The sequence below is a fragment of the Microtetraspora fusca genome (assembly GCF_001570365.1).
GTDB classification, from domain to species: Bacteria; Actinomycetota; Actinomycetes; order Streptosporangiales; family Streptosporangiaceae; genus Microtetraspora; species Microtetraspora fusca.
Map to the genome: position 1 here is coordinate 18,365 of NZ_BBYK01000082.1, position 16,111 is coordinate 34,475.

Genomic DNA, 16,111 nt, shown 5'->3' on the forward strand with positions numbered 1-16,111 from the left:
CCCCCGCCGATACGGCTTCGCCGTACCCGCCGTCCTCTCCGGCGCCGGGGACCTGGCGCAGGGTCGCGCGGCTGTTCCGGCCCCACCGGGCCGCCGTCCTGCTCGTTCTCCTGCTGGCCGGGGCCTTCGCCGCGCTGAACGGCGTGGTCCCGCTGCTGAGCCAGGTGGTCTTCGACCGGGCGCTCTTCGGGCCCGGCGGCCCGGATCTGCCGCTGCTCGCCGCACTGGCCGGCATCGCGGCGGCGATCGCCTGCGCGGTGGGCGCGGTGGGCCTCGGACAGACCTGGGTGTCGGCCCACATCGCCCAGCGGCTGGTGCATTCGCTGCGGGAGGAGATGTTCGGCCGGCTGCAACGCATGCCGCTCGCCTTCTTCACGACCACCAAGGGCGGCGAGATCCAGTCACGGCTGGCCGGGGACACGACCCAGGTCGAGAACGCGATCAAGGAGACTCTGCCGGAGGTGCTCGCCGGCCTGCTGGGACTGGTCGTGGCGGCCGTCGCGATGGTCTCCCTGTCGCCGCTGCTCGCCGGGGCCGCGGTGGTCCTCGGGCCCGCCGTCCTCTGGGTGTCCGCGCGTTCGGGACGCGCGCTGAAGAGCCTGTCCGCGGTCGGCCAGGAGACCAGGGCCGAGCTCACCTCGATCGCCGCCGAACGGCTGTCCCTCGGCGGTGTCACCCTCGCCAGGGTGCACGGCAGGCGCGCGGACGAGCAGGCCCGGTTCGCCGCCGAGAGCCGCCGGCTGGCGCGTACACAGGTGCGTGCGGCGATGGCGGCCCAGCTCGTGCTGAGCATGGCGCACGTCTTCTTCGTCGTCACCCCGTATCTCGCGTACCTCGCGGCCGGGCTGGCCGACGACATCACTCCGGGCACGCTGGTCGCCTTCGTCGTGCTGCAGTCGCGGCTGTACCAGCCGCTCGGGCAGATGCTGCGGATCTCCACCGACCTGCGCTCCGTCGAGGGAGCCTTCGCGCGGGTCTTCGCGTATCTCGACCTCCGGCCCGAGACCGATCCGGAGGCCGGGACGGTCACGGGGCCGGAGCGCGGGGTGGGCGCGCTGTCCGTGCGGGACGCCGGCTTCGGCTACGGCGCGCCGGGCGAGCGCGACCGGATGGCGTTGCGCGGCGTGAGCCTCGACCTCCCGGCGGGCTCCACCGCGCTGATCGTCGGGCCGAGCGGCTCGGGCAAGACCACGCTCGGCCACCTTCTGGCCGGGCTGCGCCGCCCCGCCGAGGGCGCCGTCCTGATCGACGGGGCGGAGGTGCGCACGCCGCTCCCGGGACGGCTCTGCATCGTGCCCCAGGAACCCTTCCTCTTCCAGGGATCGGTCGCCGACAACCTGCGGTACGCCGATCCGGACGCCTCGCCGGACGACCTGATCCGTGTCTGCCGGATCACCCGCATCCACGAGCGGATCATGGCCGTTCCCGACGGCTACGACGCCCTCGTCGGCGAGCGCGGCGCGCTGTTCTCGGGGGGAGAACGGCAGCGCATCGCCCTGGCGCGCGCCCTGCTGGCCGACGCCTCGGTGCTCGTGCTGGACGAGGCGACCTCCGCGCTCGACCCGCTGACCGAGGCGGAGGTCGTCCAGGCGGTGCTCGCCGAGCGCGCGGGCCGGACGACGGTGATGATCACGCACCGGTTCGGCGTCCTCGACTGCTTCGACACCGTGGTGGCGCTGGACCGGGGCCGCGTGGTGGAGCAGGGCGCCCCGCGTGACCTGCGCGCCGAGCCGCACGGCCTGTACGCCCGGATGGTGCGCGCCCAGACGGGCGCCGGCGCGGCGTCCTGACCGCCGCCCTCCTCGCCCCACCGGCACCTTGCGGCCGCCTTGATCGGCCATGACCAGGACCACGATGTCGTCGGGGCGATCCCCGGATTTCCGGTGGTTTCCTGGGTAGCATTAAAAGAATGTTTGTCCTGTCATCTGGTCAAGGTCTCCCCCAGATAGGCGAACTCGCCCTGGCCATCGTGCTGTCCTCGGCCATCGGCCTCGAACGCGAGCTGCGCTTCAAGAACGCCGGCCTGCGCACGCATGCCCTGGTCGGCCTCGGCGCCGCCCTGTTCATGCTGGTCAGCAAGTACGGCTTCTTCGACGTCCTCGGCGACAACGTCTCCCTCGACCCGTCGCGGGTCGCCGCCCAGGTCGTCACGGGCATCGGTTTCATCGGCGGCGGGCTCATCTTCGTCCGGCGCGACGCCGTGCGCGGGCTCACCACCGCCGCCGTGGTCTGGGTGACGGCGGCGATCGGCATGGCGTGCGGCGCCGGCCTGCCGGTGCTCGCGGTCGCGGTCACCGCCGGGCACTTCCTGGTCATCCTCGGCCTCGGCCTCGTCGTGCGCCGCCTCCCCATGCGCGCCGACACCATGTCCCACCTGCGCCTCGTCTACCTCGACGGAACCGGCACGCTGCGCGACGCGCTCGTGACGTGTACGCGGCGCGGCTTCGCGGTGACCGAGGTCGCCGCGGAGCGGGCCCGCAGCGAGATCCCCGACGCGGGCCGCGCGGACGGGCGCGAGCGCGCCGAGCCCGGCCTGGCGGGCGTGCGCACCGTCGCGGTCACCCTCGGGCTGCGCGGACGCGGCTCGGTCACCGACCTGACCGCGGAACTGAGCGAGCTGCCCGCGGTGCTCGCGGTGAGCGCGGGCGACGGCGCGGACCGCGACTGACGGCCCTCCCCGAACCTCCCGAGTCGTCCCCGGCCGTCCTCCATACGAGCGATCGACCCGCGACCGGCGCCGCGTGAACCCGGAGGCGGCCTCGTGGCGAGACAGGATGTCCCTGTCCCCCACGAAAGGCCGTCCACGTGTCATGGTGCATCCGTTGACCGCGCTGCCGGCGGACCCGGTCCGCGACGCGGACCTCATCGGCGAATCCCGGACCGACCCGGAGGCGTTCGCCGTCCTTTTCGATCGCTATTCCAGCATGCTGTACAGATATGTCTCCCGGCGGCTCGGCCCGGAGGTCGCCGAGGACCTGGTCGGCGAGACGTTCCTGATCGCCTTCGCCCGGCGGGACCGCTACGACGCGGCCTATCACGACGCACGGCCATGGCTCTTCGGCATCGTCACCAAGCTCGTCTCGCGGCACCGCCGCACCGAGGCCGCCCGCTATCGCGCGCTGCTGCGGAGCCCGGCCGACGACGTGGTCGACTCCCCCGACGACCGGGTGGCCGCCGGGGTCACCGCCAGGTCCACCCGCCCGGCGCTCGCCCGTGCCCTCGCCGCGCTGCCCGCGCGTGATCGAGACGTCCTGCTGCTGTTCGCCTGGGGCGACCTGTCGTACGAGGAGGTCGCGCGGGCCCTGGACATCCCGGTCGGCACCGTGCGCTCCCGCCTGAACCGGGCCAGGAAGAAGGTCCGCGCCGCTCTCGGCGACACCAACCCGATGCACGAGGAGGAGTGACCATGGACGACCTGAAGCTGCTCCGCGACCTCGGCCGCGAGCTGGAGCACGAGCCCCCGGCCTCGCTCGCGCACCAGCGTGGGCGTCTGTTCGCCCCCTCCACCCGGACCCGGTCCGCGCGCGCCGGGTCCCGCCGTACCCGCAACTGGACGATGCTCGCCCTGGCGGCCGGGCTCACCGCGGCCGTCGTCACCGTGCCGACCGTCCTGCTCAGCGGATCGGGGACCGGACGCCCCGGCGGCCCCCTCGTCGGGGCGGGTGTGGAGGCGCCCACCGGGCCGCTCAACGTGCTGCTGGTCGGGTCGGACACCCGGGCCGGGAACAACAGGAAGTACGGCCGGCACATGGCCGGCGACGGCGCGCGGAGCGACACGCTGGTCCTGGTGCACCTGGCCGCCGACCGCAGGAGCGCCCAGGCGGTGAGCATCCCCAGGGACTCGATGGTCCGGATCCCCGAATGCCGGGCGAGCGACGGCAGGAAGTTCCCCGCCCACATCGGAATGATCAATTCGGCGTACATGAATGGCGGACTCGCCTGCACCCGCAGGACCATCGAGACGCTGACCGGCGTCACGGTCGATTACGCGATGGCCATCGACTTCTCCGGATTCAAGGACATGATCGACGCCCTCGGAGGCGTGGAGATCACCGTGCCGAAGGCGGTGGACGACCCCAAGGCGAAGCTGCGGGTGCCCGCCGGCCGGCAGGTACTCGACGGCGAGCAGGCCCTCGGGTACGCCCGGGCCCGCTACGGGCTCGGCGACGGCTCCGACCTCATGCGGATCAAGCGGCAGCAGGTGCTGATGCGGGCCATCATCAAGAAGGCCGCTGACCTGCCCGCCGACCCGGTTCGGCTCCCGGCCTTCCTGAAGGCCGTGCAGGCCTCGGTCAAGACCGACGACGGGCTCGGCCTGGAGGAGATGGTCGCCCTCGCCCGCGGCCTGGCGGGGATGAAGCCGAGCGACACCCGCTTCGTCACGGTCCCGTGGACGCCCTACCCGCAGGACCCCAACCGCCTCGTCTGGAAGCAGCCGGAGGCTGACCAGTTGTTCAAGCGGATCGCGAGCGACAGTAAGTAACCGGAGCGCCCCGCGGGCCGGACGGCCGGCGCCACCAGGAGTTCTCCCACGGAGAACCTTCCGGCCCGCGGAGCGTCACACCGAGTTATCGCAAGGAGGTCGCAATTACTGTGAACTTGCAATAAGTTGGGGTGGCGCTCTACCTTCGGCCTCATGAGAAGCGCCCTGACCCGGCTCGCGCTCGTCGCGACCGTCGGCCTGTCCGCCGCCTGCTCGGCCGCCCCCGCCACGGACCGCCCCGCGAGAACGGACACGTTCGTCGCCGGGCTCGGCTCGGAACCCGACTCGCTGAACCCGGTGATCGGATACGCCGCGGACGGCGGATCGCTCATGTTCGACGGCCTGGTCAGCAGGAACGCCGACCTGAGCCTGCGCCCCGCGCTCGCCACGACCGTGCCGGAGGTCAAGGGGAAGGCCGTGTCCTTCACGCTGCGCTCCGGCGTGACCTTCCACGACGGCACCCCGCTGACCAGCAAGGACGTCGCCTACACCTACCGCGCCGTGCTGGACGAGAAGAACGACTCCGCCATCCGGGGCGACTACGCGGCGATAGAGTCCGTCGAGGCCCCCGACCCGGCGACGGTCGTCTTCCACCTGAAGTACCCGTACGCGCCGATCCTGCAGCGGGCCACGCTGGGCATCGTGCCGGACGGGAGCCTGGAACGTTCCGGCTTCGAAGCCAAGCCGGTCGGCAGCGGGCCGTACCGGTTCGTGTCCCGGACCCCGGGCGACAAGATCGTGATGGAGGCGAACCCGTCCTACTGGGGCGGCGTCCCGGCGATCAAGAAGCTCGTGCTGGCGTTCTCCTCCGACGACAACGTGCGGGCCACCCGCATGGCGGCCGGGGAGTTCGACGCCGTCGAGCTGCCGCCCAAGGCCGCCGGGCGGTTCGAGAACACCGACGGCCTGACCGTTCACCGGGTGCCGAGCGCCGACTACCGCGGCGTGATGTTCCCGATGAACGAGCCGGTCACCGGCGACCTGGCCATCCGCAAGGCGGTCAACCTCGCCGTGGACCGGGCCGCCATGGTGAAGACGATCCTCGCCGGGGCCGGCCGTCCCGCGTTCGGGCCGATCCCTCCGGGCACGACCTGGCACAACCCCGCCGTCGAGGGCTCCCCCGCCGCCGACCAGGCCCAGGCCGTACGGGTGCTGGAGGAGGCCGGATGGGCCGCCGGCGCCGACGGCGTACGGGCGAAGAAGGGGACGGCGGCGCAGTTCACGCTGATGTACCCCGCCGGTGACTCACTGCGCAAGGAACTCGCCCTCGCGGTGGCCTCCGACGCGAAGAAGGTCGGCATCGACATCCGGCCGACCGGCCTGGACTGGGACGCCATCGAGCCGCGCATGAGCAAGGACGCCCTGATGATGGGCATGGGCACGCCGTTCGACCCCGACTACACCAACTTCGAGACGTTCCACTCGAAGTTCGCCGGCAAGGGCTTCTTCAACCCCGGCCACTACAACTCACCCGAGGTGGACGCGCTGCTGGAGAAGGGCCGCGAGGAGACCGACCCGGCCGCCCGCAAGGAGGCCTACGACTCCGTGCAGCGGCGCATCCGCGACGACGAGGTCTGGGCGTACCTGGTCTTCCTTGAGCACGTGTACGTCGTGCGCGGCGCGTGGACGGGCGTCGCCCCGAGCGTGGAGGCGCACGAGCACGCGGCCGGCGGCCTGTTCCGCAACCTGGCCGAGTGGAGGCCGGCCGCGTGATCCGCGCGCTCGCCCGGATGGCCGTCTGGCGGCTGGTCTTCGCCGTCCCGCTGCTGCTCGCGGTCACGATCGGCATGTTCGCGCTGGCCAAGGCGTCGCCGTTCGACCCGGTCCGGCAGTATCTCGGCGACCGGGCGCTGACGACGAGTCCCGAGGTCGCCGAGCGGATCCGGGCCAACTGGGGCCTGGACCGCCCGCTCGCCGAGCAGTACCTCACCTGGCTGGGCAACCTGGTCCGCGGCGACCTCGGCGACTCCCGGAGCCTGCACCGGCCGGTCGCCGAGGTGATCGGCGACCGGCTCGGCTGGACGCTGCTCGCGGTCGGCTGCGCCCTCGTGCTGATGCTCGCCGGAAGCCTGGTCGCGGGCGTGCTCGCGGCCTGGCGGCGCGGCTCGTGGCTGGACCGCGCCATCACCGGCACGGCGTACGCGAACGAGGCCGCGCCGGTCTTCTGGACGGGGCTGCTGGTGATCTGGATCTTCGCGGTGAAGCTGCGCTGGCTGCCCTCAGGCGGGCTCACCGACGCCGCCGCGACCACCGTGGAGCCGGGCGACGTGCTGCGGCACATGATCCTGCCGGTGGTGGTGCTGGCGTTCTCCCAGTCGTCCTGGCTGGTGCTGTTCGTGCGCGAGTCGCTGATCGGCGCCCTGCGGGAGGACTTCGTCATCGGGGCGAGGGCGCGCGGGCTGCGCGAGCGCACGGTGATCCTGCGGCACGCGCTGCGCTCGGCGCTGCTGCCGTTCATCACGCTGCTCGGCGCGCGGGTGCCCGAGCTGGTGACCGGGGCGATCCTCGTCGAGTCCGTCTTCTCCTGGCCGGGGGTCGCCTCCGCGTCCGTGCAGGCGGCGCTGTCGGCGGACTTCCCGCTGCTCGCGGCGCTCACGCTGCTCGCCACCCTCGCGGTGCTGGTGGGCAGCCTGCTCGCCGACACCGCGTACGTCTTCGCCGACCCGCGCGTACGGGTCCTGGGGGTGAGCTGATGACGACCGGCACCCGGACGCATCCCTCGACGGGCACGCGTGACCGGCGACGCGGCGGCCGCTCGCGCCGCCTGGCGGCCGTGACCCTGGCCGTGCTCGGGCTTGCCGTGCTGCTGGTCCCGCTGGTCGCCCGTCTCGACCAGAGCCAGGTGGATCTGGCGGCGGCCTCGCTCCCGCCGGGGCTCGCGCACCCGTTCGGCACCGACGAGCTGGGCCGCGACGTGCTGCTCCGCGTGGTGTACGGCCTGCGCGTGTCGCTGCTGGTCGGGCTGGTGGCGGCGGCGGTGTCCGCGACCGTCGGCACCCTGGTGGGGCTCGCCGCCGGGACGCTCGGCGGGACCGCGGACCGGATCCTGATGCGGGTCGTGGACGGCTTCAACTCGGTGCCGCACCTGCTCTTCGGCATCTTCATCGTCGCGCTGTTCTCGCCCGGCGCGACCGCGGTCGTCATCTCCGTGGGGGTGACCCACTGGATGACGGCGGCGCGGATCGTCCGCTCGGAGGTGCTCGCGCTGCGCTCCCGTCCGTTCGTGGACGCCGCGATCTCCGCGGGCTCCGGGCGGGCCAGGATCGTGCTGCGGCACTTCCTGCCCCACCTCGCGCCGCACGTCGCGCTGGCCGCGGTGCTCATGGTCCCGCACGCCGTCTGGCACGAGACCGCGCTGAGCTTCCTCGGGCTGGGGCTGCCGCCCCACCTCGCCTCGCTCGGCAACATGATCAACGATGGGGCTCGGTCGCTGCTCTCGGGCGACTGGTGGCCCTCGCTCTTCCCCGGCCTGTTCATCCTCCTGCCGACGCTGGCGATCTCCACCCTCGCCCAGGGCTGGCGGGACCGGACCGACCCCCGGCGACGATCGGAGCTCCAGCTATGACCGCCCCTTCCCGCCTGCGGGTGGACGGCCTCACGGTCCGCTTCCGCCTCTCCGACGCGACCGTCCAGGCCGTCACCGACGCCCGGTTCGAGGTGCGGCAGGGCGAGTGCCTGGCCCTGGTCGGCGAGTCCGGCTGCGGCAAGTCGGTGATGGCGCACGCCCTGCTCGGCCTGCTGCCGGGCAACGCCGAGGTCACCGGCTCCGCGTGGCTGGAGTCCGGAGACGGGGACGCTGTGGACCTGGTCGCCGCCCCGGAAGAGGTCCTCGCCCGGTCCGTACGCGGACGCCGGATCGGGCTGGTCCCGCAGAGCCCCGCCACGCACCTCACCCCGGTCCGCACCGCCCGGTCGCAACTGGAGGAGGCGCTGCGGGAGCTCGGCAACCCGGCGAGCGCCGACGACCTGGCCGCGCGGGCCGGGCTGAGCCCGGCCGACCTGGACCGCTACCCCCACGAGCTGTCCGGCGGCATGGCGCAGCGGGTCGCCAACGCGCTCGCGGTGGCCGGCGACCCGTGGCTGATCCTCGCGGACGAGCCCACCAGCGGCCTCGACCGGCCGCTCGTGGACGCCACCATGGCCGAGCTGCGCCGCCTCGCCGACGACGGGCGGGCCGTGCTGCTCATCACGCACGACCTGCGCGCCGCCGAGCGGGTCGCCGACCGCGTCGCCGTCATGTACGCGAGCCGCGTCGTGTCGGTCGCCCCGGCCGCGGCGTTCTTCGCCGGGCCCCGTCACCCGTACGCGGCGGGGCTGCTGGACGCGCTGCCGTCCCGCCGGTTCACGCCCATCCCGGGGCGGCCGCCGGAGCTGACCCGACTGCCCGGCGGCTGCGCCTTCCTGCCGCGCTGCGACCGGGCGTCCGCCGCCTGCGAGCGGGTTCCGGAGCTCGCCGAGCCGCCGGAACCCGCGGCTCCGCAGGGGGCCGCGCCCGTCTCACCCGCCGACCGGCAGGAGGTGGCCTGCCACCATCCCCTGAAGCCCTTGGAGCTGGATCGCAATGTTGCGCGCTGACGGCCTGACCGTCGCCTACGACCGCCACCGGGTGCTGGACCGGGTGACGATCTCCGTGCCGCCCGGGGAGGTGACGGGGCTGGCCGGGCCGAGCGGGTGCGGCAAGTCCAGCCTGGCCCGGGTCCTCGCCCTGCTGCTGCGGCCCGCCGCCGGGACGGTCGGCGTGGACGGCGAGGAGATCCGCCGCTGGCGGCACCGGGCCGCCCCCGCCCTGCGCACGAAGATCGCGCTGATCTTCCAGCAGCCGCGGCTCGCGGTCGATCCCCGCTTCACCCTGCTCGACGTCGTCGCCGAGCCGTTGCGGGTGGCACGGCGGCCGCTCGACCGCGCGGAACGGCTCGCCGAGGAGATGGGCCTCACCCCGGACCTGCTGACGCGGCGCCCGCACGAGGTGTCCGACGGGCAGCTCCAGCGGGCCTGCGTCGCCCGCGCGCTCACCCTCCGGCCGCGCTATGTGATCTGCGACGAGATGACCACCATGCTCGACGCCTCCACGCAGGCCCTTCTCGTCGCGCGGCTGGAGGAGTACCGCCGGGAGTCGGGCGCGGGCGTGCTCGCGATCAGCCACGACACCGAACTGCTCGACCGGTGGTGCGGGCCGGGCGCCACCGTCCACCGGCTCGGCCCCGCAGAAGCCGGCCCAGGTCAAGCGGACGGCACGGGCGGCACTTGGACCCGTACGTAGGACCTTCGGATGGATGACGAAGGTCCCTGCCCGGCAAAGGTCCCGGTAGGAGAACGTTTAGGGGGAAATTAGGAGGAAGCCCCCGTGAACGTGCTGGATCTGTCGCGATGGCAGTTCGGGATCACCACCGTCTACCATTTCATCTTCGTTCCCCTGACGATCGGCATGGCCCTACTGGTGGCGTCCATGCAGACCGCCTGGCACATCAGCGGCAACGAGACCTATCTGCGGATGACCAAGTTCTTCGGGAAGCTCTTCCTGATCAACTTCGCGATGGGGGTGGTCACCGGAATCGTGCAGGAGTTCCAGTTCGGGATGAACTGGAGTGACTACTCCCGCTTCGTGGGTGACGTCTTCGGGGCGCCGCTGGCCATGGAGGGCCTGCTCGCGTTCTTCCTCGAATCGACCTTCCTCGGACTGTGGATCTTCGGCTGGAACCACCTGTCGCCCCGATTGCACCTCGCGACGATCTGGCTGGCGGCGATCGGGACCACGCTCTCGGCGTACTTCATCCTGGCCGCCAACTCGTGGATGCAGCACCCCGTCGGCTACCGCATCAACCCGGAGACCAACCGGGCGGAGCTGACCGACATCTGGGCCGTGCTCACCAACTCGACCACGCTGGTGACCTTCCCGCACGTCCTCTTCGGCGCGTTCATCACCGCCGCCGGGTTCCTGATCGGGGTCAGCGCCTGGCACCTCGCCCGCGGCCGCGAGGTCCCGCTGTTCCGCAAGGCGATGCGGATCGGTCTCGCCGTCTCGCTGGCGTCCGGAATCGCCGTCGCTGCGACCGGCGACATCCAGGCCCGCCTGATGACCGAGCAGCAGCCGATGAAGATGGCCGCCGCCGAGGCCCTGTACGAGACGTCCGCGCCCGCGTCGTTCTCGCTGTTCACCCTCGGAACCCCGGACGGCGGCGAGGAACTGTGGAGCCTGCGCGTGCCCAACGTGCTGTCCTTCATGGCCACCGGCGACCTCAACGGCTCGGTCGAAGGCATCAACGACCTGCAGAAGGAGTACACCGCCAAGTACGGTCCGGGCGACTACCGGCCGTCCGTCCCGGTGACGTACTGGACCTTCCGGTTGATGATCGGGTTCGGGGCCCTGGCGAGCCTGCTCGCGCTGGTCGGCCTCTGGCTGACCAGGAAGGGGCGGACTCCGGGCAGCCGCTGGTTCTACCGCGCCGCGCTCGCCGCGATGGCGCTGCCGTTCCTCGCGAACGCCGCCGGATGGATCTTCACCGAGATGGGCCGCCAGCCCTGGACGGTGTACGGGGTGCTGCGGACCGCGGCCAGCGTCTCCCCCGGTGTGGACGTGGCCACCGTGGCGATCTCCCTGGCCGCCTTCACCGTGGTCTACGCCGTACTGGCCGGGATCACCGCGGTCATCATGGCGCGGCACGTCAAGGCGGGGCCGCCCGACCTGACGGCGCCGAAGGAAGCCGCCGACCCCACCATCCCCGCCCTGACCTACTGAGGAACACGTCATGGAACTCACCACCGTCTGGTTCGTCCTCATCGGGGTGCTGTGGACCGGCTACTTCGTTCTGGAGGGCTTCGACTTCGGCGTGGGCGTCCTGCTGCCGATCCTCGGCCGGGACGACACCGACCGCCGCATCATGATCAACGCGATCGGCCCCGTATGGGACGGCAACGAGGTCTGGCTGCTGGTGGCGGGCGGCGCCACCTTCGCCGCCTTCCCTGAGTGGTACGCCACCCTGTTCAGCGGGTTCTACCTGCCGCTGCTGCTCATCCTGATCGCGCTCATCGTTCGCGGCGTCGCGTTCGAGTTCCGCGGCAAGCACGACTCCGACCGGTGGCGGCGCGGCTGGGACCGGGCCATCTTCTGGGGGTCCCTCCTCCCCGCCTTCCTGTGGGGCGTCGCCTTCGGCAACATCGTCGCCGGGGTGCCGATCGACGCGCAGCACATCTACACCGGGAACCTGTTCACCCTGCTCAACCCGTACGCGCTGCTCGGCGGGCTGGTCACCCTCGGCCTGTTCCTGCTGCACGGGGCGGTCTTCCTGTCGCTGAAGACCGACGGCGACGTGCGGACCCGTGCCCGCGCCCTGGCCCTGCGGATCTCCCCCGCCGTCGTCGCGGTCGCCGCGGCGTTCCTGGTGATCACCCAGATCATGCACGGCAAGCCGCTCACCTGGGTCACCACCGCGCTGGCCGCCGGCGCGCTGATCGGCGGGGTCGTCGCCGCGGTCCGCGGCAGGGAGGGGTGGGCGTTCACCGGCACGGCGGTCACGATCGTGCTCGCCACGGCCACGCTCTTCCTCGACCTGTGGCCGAACGTCATGCCGTCCAGCACCTCGCCGCTGTACAGCCTCACCGTGACGAACGCCGCCTCCTCGCCGTACACGCTGACGGTGATGACGTGGGTGGCGGCGATCTTCACCCCGGTGGTGCTCGGCTACCAGGCCTGGACGTACTGGGTCTTCCGCAAGCGTCTGACCCGTACTCCCATCGCCCAGTGACCGGGGACGGCCTGCGGAAAGAGGGGCCGGGAGACGCCTTCACGGGCCGTCTCCCGGCTTTCCCCGTCTCGTGGGGTGTCCATGAACCACGTGAACGTTCGCGGGACAGCCACCAGTGGGCCGTCCTTCGGCCGTCAGGCTCCGACGCCCCGGGCCTGGGCGTCGGAGACCACGGCCTCGGCCTGCTCGCGGCCCTCCCAGCCCCAGGTGTCCACGCTCTTGCCCGGCTCCAGATCCTTGTAGACGTCGAAGAAGTGGGCGATCTCGTTCAGCACGTGCTCGGGGACGTCCTCCCTGTTCTGGAGGCGCTCGTAGCGGCTGTCGTCGGCCGGCACGCACAGCACCTTCGCGTCCGGCCCCATCTCGTCGTGCATCCAGAAGACCGCGACCGGGCGGACCCGGATCACGCAGCCGGGGAAGGTCGGCATCTCGCCGAGAACCAGCACGTCCAGCGGCTCGCCGTCCTCCGCCACGGTGCCGGGCAGGAAGCCGTAGTCGTAGGGGTAGGACGTCGCGGTGAACAGCATCCGGTCCAGGCGGATCCGCTGCCGGACGGCGTCCATCTCGTACTTGTTGCGTGAGCCGCGCGGCGTCTCCACCATCACGTCGAAACGCACCTCATGCCCCCTTCCCGGGGACGGCCGCTCTCCCAATCGTACGGCTGAGCAGCGCGGACGCTCCGTGACGGCCGGGGCCGCGGAGGCTTACCGGTGGGCGATCAGCACCGCGTGGTGCTCGGCCCCCTCGGGGCCGTCCGGGTCGGCGTGGACGGTGGCGGCCCGCAGCCGGGGCAGGCCGTGGATGAGCCGGTGTTCGGCCTCGACCGCGACCGCGTGCGCCTCCACCAGGGACAGGCCGGGATCGAGCACGATCTCGACCTCGGCGCGCAGCGCGTGCCCGATCCAGCGCAGTCGCACCGCGCCGGCCCGCCGTACGCCCGGGACCTCGGCGAGGAGGCGCTCGGCCTCCTCGACCAGGGCCGGATCGACGGCGTCCATGAGGCGGTGCCAGATCTGCCGGGCCGCGTCGCGCAGCACGAAGCAGATCGCGCCCGTGATCAGCAGGCCGACGATCGGGTCGGCGAGCGGCATGCCCATCGCGGCCCCGCCCGCTCCCACGAGCACGGCCAGGGACGTGTAGCCGTCGGTCCTGGCGTGCAGCCCGTCCGCGACCAGCGCCGCCGAGCCGATCTCCCGGCCGACCCTGATGCGGTAGCGGGCCACCCACTCGTTCCCGGCGAACCCGACGAGGCCGGCGGCGGCCACCCAGCCCGCCGCCCGGATGTCCTGCGGGTCGGCCAGCCGCCGGATCGCCGCGTAGCCCGCGAGCGCGGCGGACACGGCGATGACCAGCACGATGATCACACCGGCCAGGTCCTCCGCCCTGCCGTAGCCGTACGTGAAGCGCCGGGTGGCCGCGCGCCGCCCCAGCCAGAAGGCGATCCCGAGCGGGAGCGCGGTCAGGGCGTCGGCGACGTTGTGCAGGGTGTCGCCCAGCAGCGCGACCGACCCGGAGAACGCCACGATCACCGCCTGGACGGCGGCGGTCACCGCCAGCAGCGCGAACGAGACGGCGAGCGCCCGCGTCCCGCGGGCGCTCGACTCCAGGGCCGCGTCGGTCTTGGCGGCGCTGTCGTGGGTGTGCGGCACCATGACATGGCGCAACCGGGCCGCCCACGCCGCGAACCGTCCGCCGCCCGCCCCGTCCCGAGACCCATGCCCGTGGCCGTGACCATGCCCCTGACCATGCCCATGCTCATGCCCGTGGCCCGGGTCCGGCCCGCGCCGGTCATCGTGGGCACGGCCGGAGGGGTGGCCGTGGTGGTGATCCTGACCATGGTGCAGCTCGGACATGCGCGCCTCGCTTGCGTCGGACGGCTCTCCGGCCGACTATATGTATTCATGTACGCACGCGACAACGAATCAGGTACGAGCTTGTCGCAGGAGCAACCGGACCGCGCCCGGGTGGAGGCGGCGGTCGCCGCGTTCCGCATGCTCAGTGACGCGACCCGGCTGCGCCTGATGTGGCTGCTGGCCTCCGGGGAGTACGACGTCTCGTCGCTGGCGCGGATGGTGGCCGTGGCGCGCCCCTCGGTCTCCCAGCACCTCGCCAAGCTGCGCATGGCCGGGCTGGTGCGCACCCGCAGGGACGGCCGCCGCGTCCTCTACCGGGCGACGGACGCGCACGTCCGCACGCTGATCGCCGAGGCGCTCTCGCACGCCGATCACGAGGTGTCCGGCACACCACGCCACGACTGAGCTCCCCGGCCCCCGCCAAGCCGCCGCGTGTTTGTGCTCAGTCGCTGATTTTGATCTGGTGGATCCTCCTTGGCGACTGTCACTCCGAGGTCATCATCGGTGTCGCGGCGGAGGCCATCGGGGCGAAGCCGAGATCGGCCAGCGCGGCCGCGCCACGGCCGGCGTGGTCGCCGCCGGCGAGCACCAGGGTGCGCAGCGACTGATAGCGGCAGCCGGCGGCGTCGAACGCGTCCACCGTGGCGAGCAACCGCTCCTGGTCCTTGTCGAGCAGCGCTTGGGCCCGCTCCACGATGGCGGTGACGACCGGGTTGCCGGCCACGACGGTCCGAGCCTCGGCCACACGGTCACGAGCGTCGGGGCTCCCGGCGAGCACGGCGGCTTCGGCGCGCAGGGCCACATACCAGTGAAGCCAGATCCAGGTGACCCATTGCCACACCTGGCCGGGCTCAGGCGCCATCCGCTCCAGCGCCTGCGGCGCCTGCCCGCGGTGGAGCAGAAGCATCGCGTCGAAGACCGCCCCGTAGCCGTAGGTATTGCCCGGTGAGGAGTCGAGTTGATGCAGCACCGCGCTCCATTCGCGCCGGGCATCCTCGTCGTCGCACAGGCCGTGGATCGTCGCCACCGCGGCCACCGGCGGACCGAGGATGGACCTGGCGGGGCCGCCGGCCCGCTGCCACGCGTCGAGGAACCGAACGCTGCCGGTGAGCACCTCGTCGAGGTTGCCGGCGAACGTGTCGGCCACAAGGAGCCAGCCCGTGGCGCGATGGCCGACCTCCGCCAGCAGCGGATGATCCGCCAGTCGCCGTGCCCATCGGCGGGCACCGGGCAGGTCCCCCGCGCCGAGGTCGGCCTCGGTGACCTCACCGAGTGCCTCGATCAGCTCGTGAGTGCATGCCGGGGTATCCGGTGTGGACGAGAGCAGAGTGATTCGACGCCGGGCCGTGTCCGCGGCGGCGAACGTGTCACCGGCCCAGCTCTGGGCGCAGGCGAGCGTATCCAGCGCGGCGGATTCGGCGAGCGGGTCACCCGTGCGGTGAGCGAGTTCGACCGCTCGTTCGGCACGCGCGATCGTCACCGGGACCCCGTTGTCGTCTGGGCCCTGTGCGGCGCCCATTGCGTCGGCGAGCGCCCGCCCGGCCTCGGCCAGCGCCACCGCTGCCCGGGCGGCCGGGTCGTCGCCGGCCAGCTCCCGGGCCTGGGTGATGAGTGCGATCGCCTCCTGCTGTGGCAGCTTCCGTACGAACTTGCCGGAGAACCGGTAGGCGTTGGCGGCGGCGGTCGCCAGGTCACGGGCGGCGCCGGCGGTGTCGCCGGACCTGCGGGCGGCGTCCGCGGCGGCGCGGTGCAGGCGGTCCATGTCATCGCCATGCATCCGGCAGCCGGCCACGGCCGCGGCCTGCCTGAGCATCGACGCGGAGGCGGCGGGGTCGTCGGCGAGCGCGGCCGCCTGCTCATAGCGCCCCTGCGACTCACCGATCAGGTTACGGGTGAAGGTCAGCTCCGCCAGGCGCCGGGCGAGATCGTACGCGTCCGTGCGCTGCTCCGGCCTGTCGGCCGCCCACACCAGGGCCGCGCGCAGGTCATCCGCGACCAGGTCGAACCGGGCCCGCCAGTCCTGGCGGGCCACC

Annotated in this window: 14 protein-coding genes and 1 pseudogene; 12 read left to right on the forward strand and 3 right to left on the reverse strand. The window is 72.6% G+C overall.

The features are described from left to right. The 11 genes from AWQ68_RS37260 to cydB all read left to right on the forward strand — a co-directional run. Nucleotides 1–1,790 (forward strand): ABC transporter ATP-binding protein (locus tag AWQ68_RS37260; protein WP_084464835.1); only part of this gene is annotated, 1,790 nt, incomplete at its 5' end. 119 nt (nt 1,791–1,909) lie between these two features. Next, a complete protein-coding gene (locus tag AWQ68_RS37265) occupies nt 1,910–2,668 on the forward strand; it encodes an MgtC/SapB family protein (RefSeq protein WP_066950528.1) in 759 nt (252 codons plus the stop codon). Nucleotides 2,669–2,822: 154 nt separating this feature from the next. Beyond that, complete coding sequence (locus AWQ68_RS37270; protein ID WP_245656485.1) at nt 2,823–3,404, forward strand: RNA polymerase sigma factor; 582 nt, start codon at nt 2,823–2,825, stop codon at nt 3,402–3,404. A 2-nt stretch (nt 3,405–3,406) separates the two neighbouring features. Next, a complete protein-coding gene (locus AWQ68_RS37275; protein WP_066950533.1) occupies nt 3,407–4,483 on the forward strand; it encodes an LCP family protein in 1,077 nt (358 codons plus the stop codon). A 153-nt stretch (nt 4,484–4,636) separates the two neighbouring features. Continuing rightward, entirely contained in the window at nt 4,637–6,196 is a 1,560-nt protein-coding gene (locus AWQ68_RS37280; protein ID WP_066950579.1) for an ABC transporter substrate-binding protein, read from the forward strand. Next, nucleotides 6,178–7,176 carry an ABC transporter permease gene (locus tag AWQ68_RS37285; protein WP_245656487.1) on the forward strand — a complete coding sequence of 333 codons (999 nt, stop codon included), beginning with the start codon at nt 6,178–6,180 and terminating at the stop codon, nt 7,174–7,176. The genes AWQ68_RS37280 and AWQ68_RS37285 overlap by 19 nt, the downstream gene beginning before the upstream one ends. Further along, nucleotides 7,176–8,048 (forward strand): ABC transporter permease, encoded by an 873-nt coding sequence (locus AWQ68_RS37290; RefSeq protein WP_066950536.1) that lies wholly within the window; start codon nt 7,176–7,178, stop codon nt 8,046–8,048. The genes AWQ68_RS37285 and AWQ68_RS37290 overlap by 1 nt, the downstream gene beginning before the upstream one ends. Continuing rightward, the gene (locus AWQ68_RS37295) at nt 8,045–9,058 is read left to right on the forward strand and encodes an ABC transporter ATP-binding protein (protein ID WP_066950539.1); all 1,014 of its coding nucleotides are present in this window, start codon (nt 8,045–8,047) and stop codon (nt 9,056–9,058) included. Before AWQ68_RS37290 ends, AWQ68_RS37295 begins: the two co-directional genes overlap by 4 nt. Continuing rightward, a complete protein-coding gene (locus AWQ68_RS37300; protein WP_084464836.1) occupies nt 9,045–9,743 on the forward strand; it encodes an ABC transporter ATP-binding protein in 699 nt (232 codons plus the stop codon). Before AWQ68_RS37295 ends, AWQ68_RS37300 begins: the two co-directional genes overlap by 14 nt. A gap of 84 nt (nt 9,744–9,827) precedes the next feature. Continuing rightward, entirely contained in the window at nt 9,828–11,219 is a 1,392-nt protein-coding gene (locus tag AWQ68_RS37305; protein WP_066950540.1) for a cytochrome ubiquinol oxidase subunit I, read from the forward strand. A gap of 10 nt (nt 11,220–11,229) precedes the next feature. Then, complete coding sequence (gene cydB / locus AWQ68_RS37310) at nt 11,230–12,225, forward strand: cytochrome d ubiquinol oxidase subunit II (RefSeq protein WP_066950543.1); 996 nt, start codon at nt 11,230–11,232, stop codon at nt 12,223–12,225. Between the two features lie 134 nt (nt 12,226–12,359). Here the strand turns inward: cydB and AWQ68_RS37315 are convergent, their stop codons facing one another. After that, a complete protein-coding gene (locus tag AWQ68_RS37315; RefSeq protein ID WP_157546366.1) occupies nt 12,360–12,842 on the reverse strand; it encodes an inorganic diphosphatase in 483 nt (160 codons plus the stop codon). Nucleotides 12,843–12,929: 87 nt separating this feature from the next. Then, the gene (locus AWQ68_RS37320) at nt 12,930–13,889 is read right to left on the reverse strand and encodes a cation diffusion facilitator family transporter (RefSeq protein WP_245656489.1); all 960 of its coding nucleotides are present in this window, start codon (nt 13,887–13,889) and stop codon (nt 12,930–12,932) included. A 69-nt stretch (nt 13,890–13,958) separates the two neighbouring features. Between AWQ68_RS37320 and AWQ68_RS37325 the strand changes: the two genes are divergently transcribed. Next, on the forward strand, nt 13,959–14,483 hold the full coding sequence (locus AWQ68_RS37325; protein WP_245656496.1) for a metalloregulator ArsR/SmtB family transcription factor: 525 nt from the start codon (nt 13,959–13,961) through the stop codon (nt 14,481–14,483). 79 nt (nt 14,484–14,562) lie between these two features. On the opposite strand, the pseudogene AWQ68_RS45470 reads toward AWQ68_RS37325, so the two are convergent. Continuing rightward, nucleotides 14,563–16,111 (reverse strand): annotated as a pseudogene (locus AWQ68_RS45470) (ATPase); the annotation flags it as partial.

What these genes read in the sequence shown, in the direction of transcription:
- AWQ68_RS37265 (WP_066950528.1), top strand. Translation starts at nt 1,910, where the DNA reads ATGTTTGTCCTGTCATCTGGTCAAGGTCTCCCCCAGATAGGCGAACTC.
- AWQ68_RS37275 (WP_066950533.1), top strand. Translation starts at nt 3,407, where the DNA reads ATGGACGACCTGAAGCTGCTCCGCGACCTCGGCCGCGAGCTGGAGCAC.
- AWQ68_RS37280 (WP_066950579.1), top strand. Translation starts at nt 4,637, where the DNA reads ATGAGAAGCGCCCTGACCCGGCTCGCGCTCGTCGCGACCGTCGGCCTG.
- AWQ68_RS37290 (WP_066950536.1), top strand. Translation starts at nt 7,176, where the DNA reads ATGACGACCGGCACCCGGACGCATCCCTCGACGGGCACGCGTGACCGG.
- AWQ68_RS37295 (WP_066950539.1), top strand. Translation starts at nt 8,045, where the DNA reads ATGACCGCCCCTTCCCGCCTGCGGGTGGACGGCCTCACGGTCCGCTTC.
- AWQ68_RS37300 (WP_084464836.1), top strand. Translation starts at nt 9,045, where the DNA reads ATGTTGCGCGCTGACGGCCTGACCGTCGCCTACGACCGCCACCGGGTG.
- cydB (WP_066950543.1), top strand. Translation starts at nt 11,230, where the DNA reads ATGGAACTCACCACCGTCTGGTTCGTCCTCATCGGGGTGCTGTGGACC.
- AWQ68_RS37325 (WP_245656496.1), top strand. Translation starts at nt 13,959, where the DNA reads ATGCCCCTGACCATGCCCATGCTCATGCCCGTGGCCCGGGTCCGGCCC.